Below are 14,364 nucleotides of genomic sequence, written 5' to 3'. Positions count from 1 at the left end.
TCGCGCCCCGCACGTGGGAACCCGCCGGCGGCAGCGGACAGATACAGGTGTGACAGCCGAAATGCGGGCCCGGATCCGGACCGGGGACTCCGAGGCGTTGGGTGAGCTCTTCGACGAGCACGCCGACGCGGTTCATCGACATGCGCTCTGGAGCGGAGGCGACCCGGCGCACGCCGAGGATGTGGTGTCGCTGACGTTCCTCGAGGCGTGGCGGGTCCGTGAGTCCCTGCGCCCGGACGGCGACAGCCTGCGCCCGTGGCTGCTCGGTATCGCGACAAATGTGCTGCGCAATCGCCGCCGGGCGGCGCGCCGGCACCGGGAGGCGTTACGGCGGCTGCCGGTACGTGACACCGTGCCGGACTTCGCCGACGAGGTGGTCGACCGGATGCACGACGCCGATCAGGTGACCGCGGCGATGGCCGCCCTTCGGGAGTTGCGCCGCGCGGAGCGGGAGGTGTTCCTGCTGTGCGTGTGGTCGCAGCTGGACTACGCGGCCGCGGCCGAGGCGCTGGGGCGTACCCGTCGGGACCGTGCGCTCCCGGTTGTCGCGGGCCCGGGGCCGGCTGCGGACGCTGGCGCAGCAGGAGTTGACCGGCACCCGGATGATCCCCGTCGAGCAGGGAGAGTATCGATGAGAGAGCCCCTCGCCCCGTCCGTACCGGCTCTGCCGTCGGCGCGCCGACAGGCACTGCGGCGCCATCTGCTGACCGAGGCGCGGCGACCGGCGCGGTCGCCCCGACGGGTGCTGGTGCTCGTGCCGGCCGCGGGTGTGCTGGCCGTCGCGGGGGTGATCGCGCAGCCGTGGACGCCGGATGCTGCGCCACTGGTCGTCCCCGTCGAGCAGGGGGAACGTGCCGGGGCGACGCTGCTGCTGAACCGGATGGCCGTGGCCGCCGCCGACAGGCCCGTGCCGCCGCCCGGCGAGGGCAGCTACGTCTACATCAGAAGCGAGGGCGCCTTCGCCGAGTTCGGTGACGGTCCGGCGCGGCTGCAACCGGTGCACGAGCGGGAGATCTGGATCCCCCGGGACGAGCGGGGGGACGGCCTGCTGCGGCAGCCGTTCTTCGACGCGCCGATCATCGGTGTGATCCCGCGACGCGAGACCCTCCCGGACGTGACGCCGAACGCGGTCCTCGTCGACCTGCCCGACGACCCGGACGCCCTGCTGGCGAAGCTGTATCGGGAGCGGGCGCAGCGGGGCCGGGGCAACAGCCGCGACGGCGCGGCGTTCACCGCGATCGGCGACATCCTGCGCGAGTCGTTGGTGTCACCGCGCACGAGCGCCGCGCTCTACCGGGCCGCGGCGAAGATCCCCGGTGTCGAGGTGGTGCACGGGGTCACCGACGCGGCCGGGCGGCGGGGGATAGCCGTCGCGCACACCGAGCGGAACCGCCGCGACGAGTGGATCTTCGATGAGCGGACGTTCGACTATCTGGGTGAGCGCAGTTACCTCGTGGCGGACACCGCCGACGGGCCGGCCGGGACGGTGCTGGGCACGACAGCGGTGCTGCAGCGGGCCGTGGTGGCGCAGCTCGGGCAGCGCCCGTAACGGCAGGCTGCCGGCACCCACAGAGGCGGAGCCGGCCGCCCGGTGACGGCGTCGTGCTCAGACCGGGATCGCCGCCAGTTGGGCGTTCGCGCGTTCGGTGACGAGGGTGAGGACCTGCGCCGCGGTGCGGGACTCCTCGGCGGGGATGTCCGCGTACAGCCGGGCCGTGATACCCCCGACGGCCTCGGTGACGTGGACCTGGGCGGCGTGGCCGGCGTCGGTGAGCCGCACCTGCGGCTCGGCGCTGTCGTCGAGCCGCGCCAGGTCGGCGTCGACGAGGCCGACGATCGCCTCGTGCACGACCGATTCGGCGATCCTGCGGGCGGCCGCGATGCGTCGCACGAGCTGCGTGCGCGCGACGGGGCCGGCGGCGAGGGCGTTGAGCGCGAGGACCTGGTCGAAGTCGACGCCCAGGGGCGCGACGGCACCCGCGAAGCCCACCGGATGGCCGACACCGTCGCCCGCGTGCAGGACGACCTGCTCGCACCCCTGACGAGCGCCGAACGCGACCAGTTGACCCGCCTGCTCACCCGCCTGGTGGAACACCACGCCGGCCGGTGAGCACCGTCAGCTCGCCTCGCGCAGCTCCGCCAACCGGGCCTCGATCTCGGCCAGCTCCGCGCGCAGCTTCTCCGCCTGCTGCTCGGCCTCGGCCCGCTCGGCGCCCAGGATCTGCTCCACCGCCTCCTGCACACCGGGCACGTCCACCAGCGCCACCATCTTCAACGCCTCGGCCGGCTTCACCACGTACGGCTTCGCCAGGGCCTTGCTGCCCTGCTGCGCGGCGACGGTCCACTCGCCGTCGGCGTACGCCAGCGTCACCGTGAGTCCCGCGGGGCTCTTGGGCTTCGCGGCCTTGACCGCCCGCCGCGCCGGCGGCTTCTCAATCGGCTCCACCTTCGGCTCCTCCTGTCGCGGCGCGGGCACCCGCGGCGTGTCCAACACGAACTCCGGCGCGGCCGGCACGGGCGTCGCCTCCGGCTCCGGCTCCGGTTTCGGCTCCGCCACCCGACGACCGGCGCCCTTGGGCGCCACCGCCAGATCGGCGGGGGAGAACGGCAACTCGTCGCGGCCGAACCGCACCACCACGAACTCGTCGGACACCTCCGGATCGGTCAACTCGACGACCTGACCGACCTGACCGGCGATCTGCCCCGCCGCCGCGGTGAACACCACCCTCGGCTTACGGCCAGCGGCCAACGCCTCCCGGATGCTCTGCACCTCGTCAGTGGACAAACCCTGGCCGGCATCCATCACAACCCTCTTCCGTACACCTGTTTGATTACTGTCTTGATACCAGCTCGCTGCGACACCCACCGCACGGGGCTCAGCCACCCAGCGCCCGCAACGCCCGATCCGCGTGGTCGTTCATGCTGACCTCGCTGTGGATCACCTCGATGACCCGCCGGTCGGTCCCGATGACGAACGTCATCCGCTTCGTGCTCAACGCCCCCAACGGCACCCGCCGCCGGACCCCGAACGCCTTCGCGACGGTGCCGTCCAGATCCGACAGCAGCGGATAGTCGAAGCCGTGCAGCTTCGAGAACTCCGCCTGCTTGGCCACGTCGTCGCGGCTGATACCCACCCGCGACGCGCCCAGCGCCGTGAACTCCGCCGCCAGGTCCCGGAAGTGGCAGCTCTCCGCCGTACACCCGCGGGTCATCGCCCCGGGATAGAAGAACAGCACCACCGGCCCCGACGCCAGGAACTCCGACAGCCGCCGCGGCGTGCCCGTCTCATCCGGCAGCTCGAAGTCGTCCACGACATCGCCCACACCCACACCCGCCACCGCGCACCTCCGTTGTCCGATCGAACGCGCGGTGAGCGTAAGCGATCACACCCGCAGCGCCGACACTCGTCGACCACCCCCGGCGGGCGCGCCGCCGGGGGTGACCCTCCACTCGACGACCACCCGCGTCGGTCGCGGTAGCGTCCTCCCAACCCACCCGACAGCACCGGAGACACCGTGGCACCCGTCACCGTCATCACCGGCGGCGGCCGCGGGATCGGCGCGGCCACCGCCCGCCGTCTCGCCGCCACCGGCCACCACATCGCCCTGTGCTACCGCCGCGACGACACCGCCGCAGCAGCGGTCCTGGCCGACCTGCACGCCACCGGCGTCCAGGCCATCGCCGTACGCGCCGACACCACCGACCCCGACCAGGTCACCGCCCTGTTCGACGCCGCCGCGCAGCTCGGCCCCCTCACCGGCCTGGTCAACAACGCCGGCGTCACCAGCCTCATCGGCCCGTTCACCGACCTGCGCGTCGAGGACCTGCGCCGCGTCGTCGACGTCAACCTCATCGGGTACGTCCTCTGCGCCCAACAGGCCGCCCGCCGTCTCACCGACGGCGGCGCCATCGTCAACGTCTCCTCGGCCGCCGCGACCCTCGGCAGCCCGGGGGAGTACGTCCACTACGCCGCCGTGAAGGCCGCCACCGACACCCTCACCGTGGGCCTGTCCAAGGAACTCGCCCCGCGCGGCATCCGCGTCAACGGCGTCGCCCCCGGCCTCGTACGCACCGACATCCACACCGACTCCGGCGTACCCGACCGCGCCGACCGCGCCGCCGGCCGTATCCCCATGGGCCGCGCCGGCGAACCCGACGAGATCGCCGCCGCCATCGCCTGGCTCCTCAGCCCGGACGCCTCCTACGCCACCGGCACCGTGCTGCGGGTCTCCGGCGGCCTGTGAGCCGAGGCGCGCGACACGCGCCCCGGCTCACCGCTCTCAGTGCGTGAACAGCTTCGCCGCCGTGATCACCGTCTGCACGACCCCGTAGCCGAGCAGCACCGCCACCACCAGCCAGGAAATCCACAACCGGGCCTGCTGCCCGTCACGGCTGTCGTCACTCATCGCGTCCCACTTCCCGCCGTCGCCTCGTTCTCGTCCACGTCCGGCTCCGCCGGCTCGTGGTAGCGCTGCGGCACGGGCCGCACCAGCAGGTTCGCCACGAAGCCCACCGCCAGGACACCCACCATCGTGAACAGCGCCGGCCGGTACGCCGCCGCCGTCAACGTGCCCGGCTTGCCCTGCGCGTCGAGGAACCCGTTCACGATCAGCGGCCCCGCGACACCCGCCGCCGACCAGGCCGTCAACAACCGGCCGTGGATCGCACCCACCTGGTACGTGCCGAACAGGTCCCGCAGGTACGCCGGCACCGTCGCGAACCCGCCACCGTAGAACGACAGGATCACGCAGGCGAACAGCACGAACAACGCCGTCGCCGTGTGCCCGAACAGGGCCAGCAGCGCGTACATCGCCATGCCCACGCCGAGATACACCAGGTAGATCGGCTTACGCCCGATGACGTCCGACGTCGACGACCACACGAACCGGCCCGCCATGTTGAACAACGACAGCAGACCGACGAACCCGCCGGCCGCCGCCACCGACACCGCCGACGTCCCGTTGTCCCGGAAGAAGTCCTGGATCATCGGGCTGGCCTGCTCCAGGATGCCGATGCCTGCCGTCACGTTGCAGAACAGCACCACCCACAACAGCCAGAACGACCGGGTCTTCACCGCGTTCGCCGCCGACACGTTCGCCGTGGTGACCAGCGGCTTCGCCGCCACCGACGCCGGATCGAAGCCCGCCGGACGCCAATCCTCGGCCGGCACCCGCACGTTCGCCACACCGAACATCATGATCACGAAGTAGCCCAAGCCCAGCGTCACGAACAACCACACCAGCGCGCTACCCGACGCCGTCGAACCCGCGTTCGACGGGTCGTAGCCCGGGTCGTAGAACGACAGCAACTGCCGCGACAGGGGAGAGGCCACCATCGCCCCACCGCCGAACCCCATGATCGCCAACCCCGTCGCCAGACCCGGCCGGTCCGGGAACCACTTGATCAGCGTGGAGACGGGGGAGATGTACCCGATACCCAGACCGATGCCGCCCAGCAGGCCGTAGCCCACGTACAGCAGCCACAACTGCTTCGTGGCGATGCCCAGCGACCCCACCAGGAAACCCGCCGCCCAGAAGCAGGCCGACACGAACATCGCCTTACGCGGCCCGTTCGCCTCCACCCACGTCCCGGCCACCGCGGCCGACAACCCCAGCATCACGATCGCGATGCTGAAGATCACCCCGATCGCGGTCTGACCCGTGTCGAAGTGGGCGATCAACGAATTCTTGTAGACGCTCGTGGCGTAGACCTGGCCGATACAGAGGTGGATGGCCAACGCCGCCGGGGGGATGAGCCACCGGCTGTAGCCGGGCGGCGCGACGGTGTGCCGACGATCGAGTGCGGAAAGCATGCGCTGCTTCCTCTCCGAGGCGGACGAAACGTGGTCACAACGTGCCCACCCCGCACCCAAGGAGCAAACCTCACCGTCGCCGGACGGTCCCTCCCATGAGCTGAGCGGTCACTCAGCCCATGCCGCGACTACCTCAGGTCCGGCGTGTGCCAGCCACCCGCCAAAGCATCCGCCTCCGCCGGACCCCAACTACCCCTGTCGTACGACCGCACCGGCGCCGCCAGATCCAGGATCGGCTCCACGATCCGCCACTCCTGCCGAATCGTCTCCGCACGCGCGAACCGCAGATGCTGACCGTCCATCGCATCGTCCAACAACCGCTCGTACGCCTCCTGCCGACGACCCAACGCCGCACCGAAATCCACCGACAGGTCCACCGGACGACTCGCCACCTGCGCGCCCGGGCTCTTCGCCTGGATCGACATCGTGATGCCGTCACCACGACCCAACCGGAACCGCAACAGGTTCGCCGGCGCCACCGCCCCACCCTCGGCAGGAATCAACGACCGCTGCGGCCGCTTGAACTCGACCACCACCTCCGTCGCCGTCCCCGGCAACGACTTACCCGTGCGCAGATAGAACGGCACACCCGCCCACCGGGCAGAATCCACCGTCAACCGCGTCGCCACGAACGTCTCCGTGTTCGAATCCGCCGCGACACCCGGCTCGTCCCGATAACCCGCGTACTGCCCGCGCACCGTGGACTCCGGCGACAACGGCACGACCTGCCGCAGCACCGCCGCCTCCGCCTCACGGAACGCGTCCACGTTGTCACCCGACGGCGCGTCCATCGCGATCAACGCCACGACCTGCAAGATGTGGTTCTGCAACACGTCCCGCGTCGCACCCACCGTGTCGTAGAAACCCGCCCGACCCTGCGTACCGAAACCCTCGGCGAGCGTCACCTGCACGTTGTCGACGTGCTCACGGTTCCACAACGGCTCGAACAGCCGGTTGGCGAACCGGAACACGTACAACCCCTCCACCGCCTCCTTGCCCAGGTAGTGGTCGATCCGGAACACCCGACTCGCCTCGAAGGCCGCCCCCAACGTCCGATCCAACTCCTGCGACGACGCCAGGTCACGCCCGAACGGCTTCTCCACGATCACCCGACCACGATCGGCCAACCCGACCGCCGCCAAACCCCGCACCACCGAACCGAACACCATCGGCGGAATCGCCAGATAGAAGATCGGCCGCTGCGCGTCGCGCAGACGCTCCGCCAGCCGCTCGTACGTGACCGGATCCGCGTAGTCCCCGGAGATCATCGACAGGTTGGCCGCCAACGCGTCGAACGCCTCGTCGTCCACCTCGTCGGAAGCCTCCGCCACCGACTTACGGGCGGTCGCCATCAACTGCTGGTCATCCCAGGGGGAGCGGGCCACCCCGATCACCGGAACGTCGAGACGCCCCCGCCGCGTCAACTCGTACAGCGCCGGAAACAGCTTCTTCGAGACGAGATCACCTGTCACGCCGAACAGCACTACCGCGTCTGAGCGCACGCGCATGACACTTCCATCCGATCATGTCGACCTGATCTTCCGAACGGACAACGGCGCACCCCGCCAGCGGAATTCCCAGCGAGCGGCCCACGTGAGGTCGGCGACAACGGAAGATGACCCCACAGCGCACCGCGAACCCACAACCAGCCCTGCTGCGCGCCCACACCCAGGCCTGGCTCCGCCGAACCCCACAACCCGAGGCCGGTACGCGACAATGACCGCCATGGCTGACCTGGACGACACCAAGGCCGCAATGCACCACTACCTGCGCAGGAACCGCGACGACCTCATCTGGAAACTCGACGGCATCAGCGAACGCGCGGCCAGAACGCCCCGCACCGCGACCGGCAACAACATGCTCGGCGTCGTCAAACACTGCCTCAACGTCGAGGCCGCCTACTTCGGACCCACCTTCGGCCGCGAGTTCCCCACACCGCAGGAACTGGTCCCGCTCACCGCGTTCGACGACGACCCGCAGGCGGACTGGTACGCGTACGAGAACGAGACCAAGGACGGCCTCATCGACCTGTACCGCCGCGTCGGCGCGTTCGCGGACGAGACGATCGACCAACTACCCCTCGACGCGCCGGGACAGGTGTCCTGGTGGCAACCCGGCCGCCAGGACGTGACACTGGCCCGGATCGTCATGCACGTCACCGGCGACGTCGCCCGGCACGCCGGTCACCTGGACATCATGCGCGAGCAGCACGACGGGGCCGTCGGGTGGCGACAGGACGGCATCAGCATCCCCGACGAGTACGACTGGCCGGCATACATCGACAAGCTTCGCAAACTGGCCGACCAGTTCGACTGACCGAGCCGGGGGAGAAGGCGGCGAAAACGACGTTGCCCTGCCGCCGCGTCTCCGCGCCGGCAGGGCAGCCACACCACCGGAATCAGTTCTCGGCGCCCAGGCCCTTCAACATCTCGGCGAAGTCAGTGGTCTGCGCGGGCGGAGGGGTCTCGATGGTGACCGCCTTGCCGTAGTCGGTGTAGTCGACCACGATGTCGCCCATCGCGCCCATGACCGTGGCCGCCCGACGCGGCCGGTACTGCTCGTCGACCCAGAGGTCGACCTTGATCTCCTTGACGCCCGCAGCCGTGAACTGCTTCTCGACACCGGCCCGCAGCTTGGCGTCGACCTGACCCAGCTGCGTCGCCACCGGAGTGGTGACGGTGTAGTGGACCGTACGAGCCCCGTTCACCGTCTCCTCATCGACGACCGTCACGCCCTCGGACGCGAGCAGGGTCTTGACCTGCCTGGTCGGGTCGATGTCGTCGAACTGCTTGCTGAAGTCCATCCCGGCCTGCTGGCCGACGCTGGCGATGTCCATCTTCAACCAGCGCTTACCGCCGATGCTCGAGCGGTCCTTCGCCGGCACCTCGACGTAGAACGCGGTCCCGATCAACCGGACGGTGGTCGGGCCGTCCGTCGGGTCCGCCATCGTCATCTCGGCCTTGACCGGGTCACCCAGGTCCAGGACGCCCTGCATGGAGATCTTCTGGCCGCCGGTCGTGCCCGTCATTGTCAGCGTCACCGAGTCGCTCTTGTCGGTCGCCTCAATGGTCTTCTGCAACGACCCCTTGAGGTCGCTGGCCAGCAGTTCGAGGACGCTGGTCCGCTTCGGCGCGTCGGACGAGCCCGACGATCCGGTCGCCACGCCGCAGGCGGATGCGGCGAGCGCCGTCAGCGCCGAGACCGCGACGACGGCCGTCTTCTTCCACAGAGACACGTGATTGCTTCTTTCCTGCAAAGGCTGCGGGGAATCTCCCCAGTAGATCGACGACACGCTAGCCCACCGGGGCGATCCCCGAGTGCCACTCAAACTTCGATAATGCACATTATGTAAAGTAGAGCGAGAGGATACCCCCGATCGGGGCCGTACCCGGAGGCCCGAGCAGGGACCAGCGCGAGATCTTGGACAGTTTCCGTCAGCTGCTGACGGAAACTGTCCAAGATCTCGCCGGTGCGGCACCTGACGGCGTCTGGGCGCGGCGTTGGTGGGCGACCCGGCGACCCGGCCGCCGCCGCAGACGCTTCGCGCGCCGCCGTCTCGCGCCCGCACCGGCACCGTCGCCTCGACGACCCGGCATCGTTGCACTGTGGGCATCCGGTCGCCGGCGTCGCGTCCGGCCGGTCGGCGACGCCCCGCTGTGGTGCGCCCTCCCCTCGCCGACCTCTTCCGGGCAACGCGAAAATGCTGCATAATATCCCTTATGCATGATAAACAGGACGAATCGCTCAAGGCGCTGATCGAGGAGTTCCTGAACGCTCGAGCCACCCGTAAGCCCTCCCCCCACACCCTGGCGGCCTACCGACGTGATCTGCACGCCGTGGCCGCCCTGGTTGCCGACGGTGACGCCACTCCCCTCCCCCTCGACGAGCTGACGATCACCGACCTGTCCCCCCGTGTGCTGCGGGCGGCGTTCGCGCGGTTCGCCGCTCCCCGGGCTCCCGCGTCGGTGCACCGCGCCTGGTCGACCTGGAACAGCTTCTTCACGTTCCTGGTCACCGACGGAGTGGTGGCGGGCAACCCGATGCCGGCGGTCGACCGGCCCCGGGCCGTCCTGCCCGAGCCGAAGCCGCTGCGCGGCGCGGACACTCCCGAGGTGCTGCTGGCGTCGGTGGCGCGTGACGACGGCCGGCAGCGGGACCCGTGGCCGGAGCGGGACGTGGCGGTGCTGGCGGTGGCGCTGTGCGCCGGGTTGCGCCTGTCGGAGCTGCTCGCGTTGCGGGTCGGGTCGCTGGGTGGGCGTCCGGGTGAGCGGCGTGTGGAGGTGTCCGGCAAGGGTGGGCGGCCTCGGGTGGTGCCGATCGAGGCGGATCTGGACCGGGTGTTGACGGACTATCTGGCCAGTCGGGCGCGGCGTTTCGGTTCGCGGTCGGTACGCCCCGACTCGGCGTTGCTGGTGGACCGGCGGGGCGAGCCGCTGCGCCGTGGTGGTCTGCAGTATCTGGTCGAGTCGTGTTACCGGCGGGCGGGCATCGGTGACCGGGTGCCGAAGGGGGCGCGGTTGCACGCGTTGCGGCACACGTTCGCGACGCGGTTGGCGGAGGACGGTGCGGGGGCCGCGGAGATCATGCGGTTGTTGGGGCACGCGTCGTTGGCGTCGTCGCAGACGTACATCGAGGTGACGGCCGGGCAGCAGCGTGCGGCGATCCGCGCGAGTCGTACCCATCGGGTGTTGGCGGCTCTGGTGCCGGCGGACGGTGACGCGGCGCGCTGATGCTGGCCTCAGCCGAGGTCGACGAGCAGGGGGCGGTGGTCGGAGATGGTGGAGGCCGGTGCGGTGACGGCGCGTACGGGTGGGAGCTGGTCGAGGTCGTGTCGGTCGGCGAGGATGTGGTCGAGCTGGACGCGGGGTTGCCCGGACGGGTAGGTGGGGCGTCGGCCCAGGGGTTGCCAGCGGGACACGAGGCGGGCTGGGCCGGCGGGGAGGTTGAGGTCGCCGAGCAGGATGCGGGGGGCGGGTAGCGCGCGGAGGGCGCGCACGGTCTGGCGGAGTTGGCGGGCGTTCCATCCGGGCACGAAGGACAGGTGGGTCGCGGCGACGGTGAGGGGGCCGTGGGGGGTGTCCAGGATGGCGGCGAGGACGACGCGGGGTTCGTCGTCGAGGAGGATGAGGCCGCCGCCGGGGCCGGGGACGTAGACGGGTGCGCGTACGGGTGCGGGTTTGAGTCGGGTGATGTGCCAGCTGCGGACGGGGTGGCGGCTGATGAGGCCGATGCCGTAGCAGGGTTCGCCGTGGCCGTCGTCGTCGTGTCGCAGGGGGCGGAACCGTTCGCCGGGGGTGCCGACGACGGCGGCGGCGAAGCGGTGGTGTGGGGCGTCGAGGGCGTGGGCGGCGATGGCGGTGAGGTCGAGGTTGCCGCTGCGGTTCTGGTCGCGGTCGACCTCTTGGAGGGCGAGGACGTCGGCGTCGAGGGCGCGTACGGCGGCGGCGATTCGGTCGGGGTCGACGAGGCCGTCGGTGAGGGATCGTCCGTGCAGCAGGTTGAAGGTGGCCAGGCGCACTCCTGCACCTTACGTGTCCGTGGCAGGGTTGCCGTGTGGTCAAGGTGTTGCTGTGTTCGATGGTCGTGTTCGTTGCGGTTGGCGCGTTGGGGGTGTGGTTGCGGCGTGCGCGGGGGCGGTGATCGGTGAGTCGTGCCACTTGGGGAGCCGGTCGGGTGGTTCGGGTGGGGAGAATTGCCGGCCGTGGACGCTGTGTCGTTGAGTACCCTGCTGGCCGCCGCGGCGATGGCCGGTTGGGTGGATGCCGTGGTCGGTGGTGGTGGGTTGTTGCTGTTGCCGGCGTTGTTGGTGGCCGCTCCGGGGCTGCCGGTGGCTACCGCGTTGGGGACGAACAAGGTGGCGGCGATCTTCGGTACGGCGACGGCGGCGGCGACGTACGCGCGGCGCACGACTGTGGACTGGCGGGTGGCGGGGCCGGCGGCGGGTGTCGCGGTGGTGAGCGCGGGGGTGGGCGCGGCGTTGGCCGGGGCGGTGCCGGCGTCGGCGTACCGGCCGGTGGTGTTGGTGGTCCTGGTGGCGGTGGCGGTGTTCGTGTTGGTGCGGCCGCGGTTGGGGGTGGTGGCCGTGCCGGCGCGGCGGACGCCGGTGCGGGTCGCGGCGGCGATCGGTGTGGCCGGTGTCGGTATCGCCCTGTACGACGGGTTGATCGGTCCGGGTACGGGGACGTTCCTGGTGGTGGCGTTCACGACGTTGGTGGGTGCGGATTTCGTGCACGGGTCGGCGATGGCGAAGGTGGTCAACGCGGGTACGAATCTGGGCGCGTTGGTGGTGTTCGGGGTGACCGGGCACGTGTGGTGGTTGCTGGGCGCGGGGATGGCGGTGTGCAACATCGCTGGCGCGGTGGTGGGTGCGCGGATGGCGTTGCGGCGGGGGTCGGGGTTCGTGCGGGTGGTGCTGTTGGTGGTGGTGCTGGCGTTGGTCGCGAAGCTGGGCCACGACCAGTGGGTGGCTCGGTAGGGGCGCGGGGTTCAGCTGCGGCGGCTGGGTGAGTCGAAGCGGCCGGCGCGGATCTCGCGCAGGGCTCGGCGGCGGGTGTCGCCGCGCAGGGTGTCGACGTAGAGGGTGCCGTGCAGGTGGTCGGTCTCGTGTTGCAGGGCGCGGGCGAGGAAGCCGGTGCCGGTGATGGTCAGCGGTTCGCCGTGTTGGTCGACGCCGTGGGCGGTGGCGTGCAGGGCCCGGACGGTCGGGAAGTAGAGCCCGGGGATGGACAGGCAGCCCTCTTCGTCGTCCTGGAGTTCGTCGGACAGTTCGAGGGTGGGGTTGATGAGGTGGCCGCGGTGCCCGTCGGCGTCGTAGACGAAGACCTGGGCGCTGACGCCGATCTGTGGTGCGGCGACGCCGGCGCGGCCGGGTGCGCCCAGCAGGGTGTCCATGAGGTCGGTGACCAGGGCGCGTAGCTCGGCGTCGAAGGTGGTGACCGGCTCGCATTCGGTGCGCAGGACGGGGTCGCCGATGATCCGGATGGGCCGCATGGTCATGGGGGTCAGCGTATCGCCGCCGGTGGTGGTGTCAGCGGCCGGTCAGGGTGGCGCGGACGGGGGTGGTCTTGGCGGCGGCTTCGGCGACCTCGGCGGTGGGGTCGCTGTCCCAGGTGATGCCGCCTCCGGCCCAGGTGTGCAGGGCGTCGCCGTCGGCGGCGGCGGTGCGGATGGTGAGGCCGAGGTCGACGTGGCCGGGGGTGACCCAGCCGAGGGCGCCCATGCTGGCGCCGCGGCCGACGGGTTCTGCGGCGGCGATGTGGGTGAGGGCGGCGAGTTTCGGTGCGCCGGTGACGGAGCCGCCGGGGCAGGTGGCGCGGAGCAGGTCGGCGAGGCCGAGGCCGTCGGCGGCGTGCGCGCGGATGGTGGATTCGGCCTGCCAGAGGTCGCACCAGCGGCGGACGGCGAACAGTTCGTCGACGGTGACGGTGCCGGTGCGGGCGATGCGGGCGAGGTCGTTGCGTTCCAGGTCGACGATCATGATGTGTTCGGCGCGTTCCTTGGCGCTGGCGAGGAGTTCGGCGTGGCCGGTGGCGGTGGCGGGGCGGGTGCCCTTGATGGGTCGGGTGGTCAGTTGCCCGTGGTGGGCCTCGATGAGGGTTTCCGGGGAGGCGCAGCCGATGGCCCAGCCCTCGCCGGTGAGGACGCCGCCGTAGCGGGCGCCGGGTAGGGCGCCGAGGCGGCGGAGGGCGGGTAGGGGGTCGCCGGTGTAGGGGGCGGCGGCGTGTCCGACGAGGTTGGTCTGGTAGATGTCGCCGCGGCCGATGGCGGCGCGGACGGCGTCGACGGCGGCGGCGTGCTGTTCGGGGGTCCAGCTTTCGGTCCACGGGCCGAGCCACCAGGGTGCGTCGTGGGGGGCGGCGGGTGCTCGGGTGGGTCCGTGGTCGTAGATGACGACGGCGAGGTCGGGCAGGGTGGGCGCGGGTTCGGGTGCGGTGGTGGGTACGCCGGCCAGGTGCGCGCCGGCGGCGGCGGACAGGTACAGGGCGGCGCCGCAGGCGCGTGGGGTGTGCGCTGCGGGTCGGTTCAGGTCGCGCAGGTCCAGGCCGTGGGCGGCGAGGAACTCTTCGGCGAGGAGGGCGGGGTCGCCGCCGTCGGCGCGGCGCCAGTGCAGGCGGGTGCGTTCGACGAGGGTGTCGCGGCATGCGGGCGGTGCCGCGGGCACATCAACCAGCACCTGTGGGAGCGTTTCCACGCCGTATGGTCCGATCTTCCTCATCCGTTCAGTGGATTTCCCGTACGACAGGCCGGCACCTGCTCGATGCTGGACACTTTCGCTTGGTACTGTGCGTCACTGGTCATGTGAAACATGACACAGTGCCCCCACAGTCCGGAGAACCCGATGTGCCAGCACCAACCGACCTGCCCCTTAGCTGAAGCCACCGACCGGGAAGCCGCCCGGGTCCTCGCCTGCTTCCCTGAGCAGGGCTGGAGCCTGCTCTGCAACGGCGTCATCGTCTTCGAGGACACCGGCGAGCTGTTGCCCGACGGCAGCAGCATCGCACCGCACCGCGGTCCCGCCCGCCACGCCCTCGTAGCCTGAACGATCACCCAGC

At 70.9% G+C, this 14,364-nt stretch carries 16 protein-coding genes; 6 read left to right on the top strand and 10 right to left on the bottom strand.

The features are described from left to right. Nucleotides 1-61 precede the first annotated feature (61 nt). On the top strand, nucleotides 62-1,549 hold the full coding sequence (locus ACGFH9_RS11460; protein WP_393217500.1) for a CU044_5270 family protein: 1,488 nt from the start codon (nucleotides 62-64) through the stop codon (nucleotides 1,547-1,549). A gap of 57 nt (nucleotides 1,550-1,606) precedes the next feature. Here the strand turns inward: ACGFH9_RS11460 and ACGFH9_RS11455 are convergent, their stop codons facing one another. From ACGFH9_RS11455 to ACGFH9_RS11445, 3 genes are all read right to left on the bottom strand, one after another. Continuing rightward, on the bottom strand, nucleotides 1,607-1,990 hold the full coding sequence (locus ACGFH9_RS11455) for a hypothetical protein (protein ID WP_393217499.1): 384 nt from the start codon (nucleotides 1,988-1,990) through the stop codon (nucleotides 1,607-1,609). Nucleotides 1,991-2,116: 126 nt separating this feature from the next. Next, entirely contained in the window at nucleotides 2,117-2,803 is a 687-nt protein-coding gene (locus ACGFH9_RS11450; RefSeq protein WP_393217497.1) for a hypothetical protein, read from the bottom strand. Between the two features lie 73 nt (nucleotides 2,804-2,876). Continuing rightward, on the bottom strand, nucleotides 2,877-3,338 hold the full coding sequence (locus ACGFH9_RS11445) for a peroxiredoxin (RefSeq protein ID WP_393217496.1): 462 nt from the start codon (nucleotides 3,336-3,338) through the stop codon (nucleotides 2,877-2,879). 177 nt (nucleotides 3,339-3,515) lie between these two features. Here ACGFH9_RS11445 and ACGFH9_RS11440 point away from each other — a divergent pair, with 177 nt between their 5' ends. Further along, entirely contained in the window at nucleotides 3,516-4,244 is a 729-nt protein-coding gene (locus tag ACGFH9_RS11440) for an SDR family oxidoreductase (protein ID WP_393217494.1), read from the top strand. Between the two features lie 36 nt (nucleotides 4,245-4,280). Here ACGFH9_RS11440 and ACGFH9_RS11435 read toward each other — a convergent pair whose 3' ends face one another. The 3 genes from ACGFH9_RS11435 to zwf all read right to left on the bottom strand — a co-directional run bounded on the left by ACGFH9_RS11435 (nucleotide 4,281) and on the right by zwf (nucleotide 7,320). Further along, on the bottom strand, nucleotides 4,281-4,406 hold the full coding sequence (locus tag ACGFH9_RS11435; RefSeq protein ID WP_393217493.1) for a hypothetical protein: 126 nt from the start codon (nucleotides 4,404-4,406) through the stop codon (nucleotides 4,281-4,283). Then, the gene (locus tag ACGFH9_RS11430) at nucleotides 4,403-5,812 is read right to left on the bottom strand and encodes an OFA family MFS transporter (protein WP_393217491.1); all 1,410 of its coding nucleotides are present in this window, start codon (nucleotides 5,810-5,812) and stop codon (nucleotides 4,403-4,405) included. Before ACGFH9_RS11430 ends, ACGFH9_RS11435 begins: the two co-directional genes overlap by 4 nt. A 128-nt stretch (nucleotides 5,813-5,940) precedes the next feature. Beyond that, nucleotides 5,941-7,320, bottom strand: coding sequence for a glucose-6-phosphate dehydrogenase (zwf, locus tag ACGFH9_RS11425; RefSeq protein ID WP_393217490.1), 1,380 nt, complete (start codon nucleotides 7,318-7,320; stop codon nucleotides 5,941-5,943). Nucleotides 7,321-7,537: 217 nt separating this feature from the next. Between zwf and ACGFH9_RS11420 the strand changes: the two genes are divergently transcribed. Further along, the gene (locus ACGFH9_RS11420; protein WP_393217489.1) at nucleotides 7,538-8,128 is read left to right on the top strand and encodes a DinB family protein; all 591 of its coding nucleotides are present in this window, start codon (nucleotides 7,538-7,540) and stop codon (nucleotides 8,126-8,128) included. Nucleotides 8,129-8,210: 82 nt separating this feature from the next. Here ACGFH9_RS11420 and ACGFH9_RS11415 read toward each other — a convergent pair whose 3' ends face one another. Further along, a complete protein-coding gene (locus ACGFH9_RS11415; protein WP_393217487.1) occupies nucleotides 8,211-9,047 on the bottom strand; it encodes a hypothetical protein in 837 nt (278 codons plus the stop codon). A 484-nt stretch (nucleotides 9,048-9,531) separates the two neighbouring features. Here ACGFH9_RS11415 and ACGFH9_RS11410 point away from each other — a divergent pair, with 484 nt between their 5' ends. Beyond that, nucleotides 9,532-10,542 (top strand): tyrosine-type recombinase/integrase, encoded by a 1,011-nt coding sequence (locus tag ACGFH9_RS11410; protein WP_393217485.1) that lies wholly within the window; start codon nucleotides 9,532-9,534, stop codon nucleotides 10,540-10,542. Nucleotides 10,543-10,550: 8 nt separating this feature from the next. Here the strand turns inward: ACGFH9_RS11410 and ACGFH9_RS11405 are convergent, their stop codons facing one another. Next, the gene (locus ACGFH9_RS11405; protein ID WP_355622959.1) at nucleotides 10,551-11,330 is read right to left on the bottom strand and encodes an endonuclease/exonuclease/phosphatase family protein; all 780 of its coding nucleotides are present in this window, start codon (nucleotides 11,328-11,330) and stop codon (nucleotides 10,551-10,553) included. A 198-nt stretch (nucleotides 11,331-11,528) separates the two neighbouring features. On the opposite strand from ACGFH9_RS11405, the gene ACGFH9_RS11400 reads away from it, so the two are divergent. Then, on the top strand, nucleotides 11,529-12,287 hold the full coding sequence (locus ACGFH9_RS11400; RefSeq protein WP_393217484.1) for a sulfite exporter TauE/SafE family protein: 759 nt from the start codon (nucleotides 11,529-11,531) through the stop codon (nucleotides 12,285-12,287). An 11-nt stretch (nucleotides 12,288-12,298) separates the two neighbouring features. Here the strand turns inward: ACGFH9_RS11400 and def are convergent, their stop codons facing one another. Continuing rightward, complete coding sequence (gene def, locus ACGFH9_RS11395; RefSeq protein WP_393217482.1) at nucleotides 12,299-12,808, bottom strand: peptide deformylase; 510 nt, start codon at nucleotides 12,806-12,808, stop codon at nucleotides 12,299-12,301. Between the two features lie 31 nt (nucleotides 12,809-12,839). After that, on the bottom strand, nucleotides 12,840-14,054 hold the full coding sequence (locus ACGFH9_RS11390) for a chorismate-binding protein (protein WP_393217631.1): 1,215 nt from the start codon (nucleotides 14,052-14,054) through the stop codon (nucleotides 12,840-12,842). Nucleotides 14,055-14,150: 96 nt separating this feature from the next. Between ACGFH9_RS11390 and ACGFH9_RS11385 the strand changes: the two genes are divergently transcribed. Further along, entirely contained in the window at nucleotides 14,151-14,351 is a 201-nt protein-coding gene (locus ACGFH9_RS11385; RefSeq protein ID WP_234586185.1) for a DUF5999 family protein, read from the top strand. Nucleotides 14,352-14,364 lie beyond the last annotated feature (13 nt).

Origin of the sequence: Micromonospora sp. NPDC049102, from assembly GCF_043197485.1 — a bacterium.
In the GTDB taxonomy this organism is placed as follows: Bacteria; Actinomycetota; Actinomycetes; order Mycobacteriales; family Micromonosporaceae; genus Micromonospora.
The sequence above is the reverse complement of the archived record's forward strand: the minus strand, read 5'-3'. Positions and strand labels throughout refer to the sequence as shown.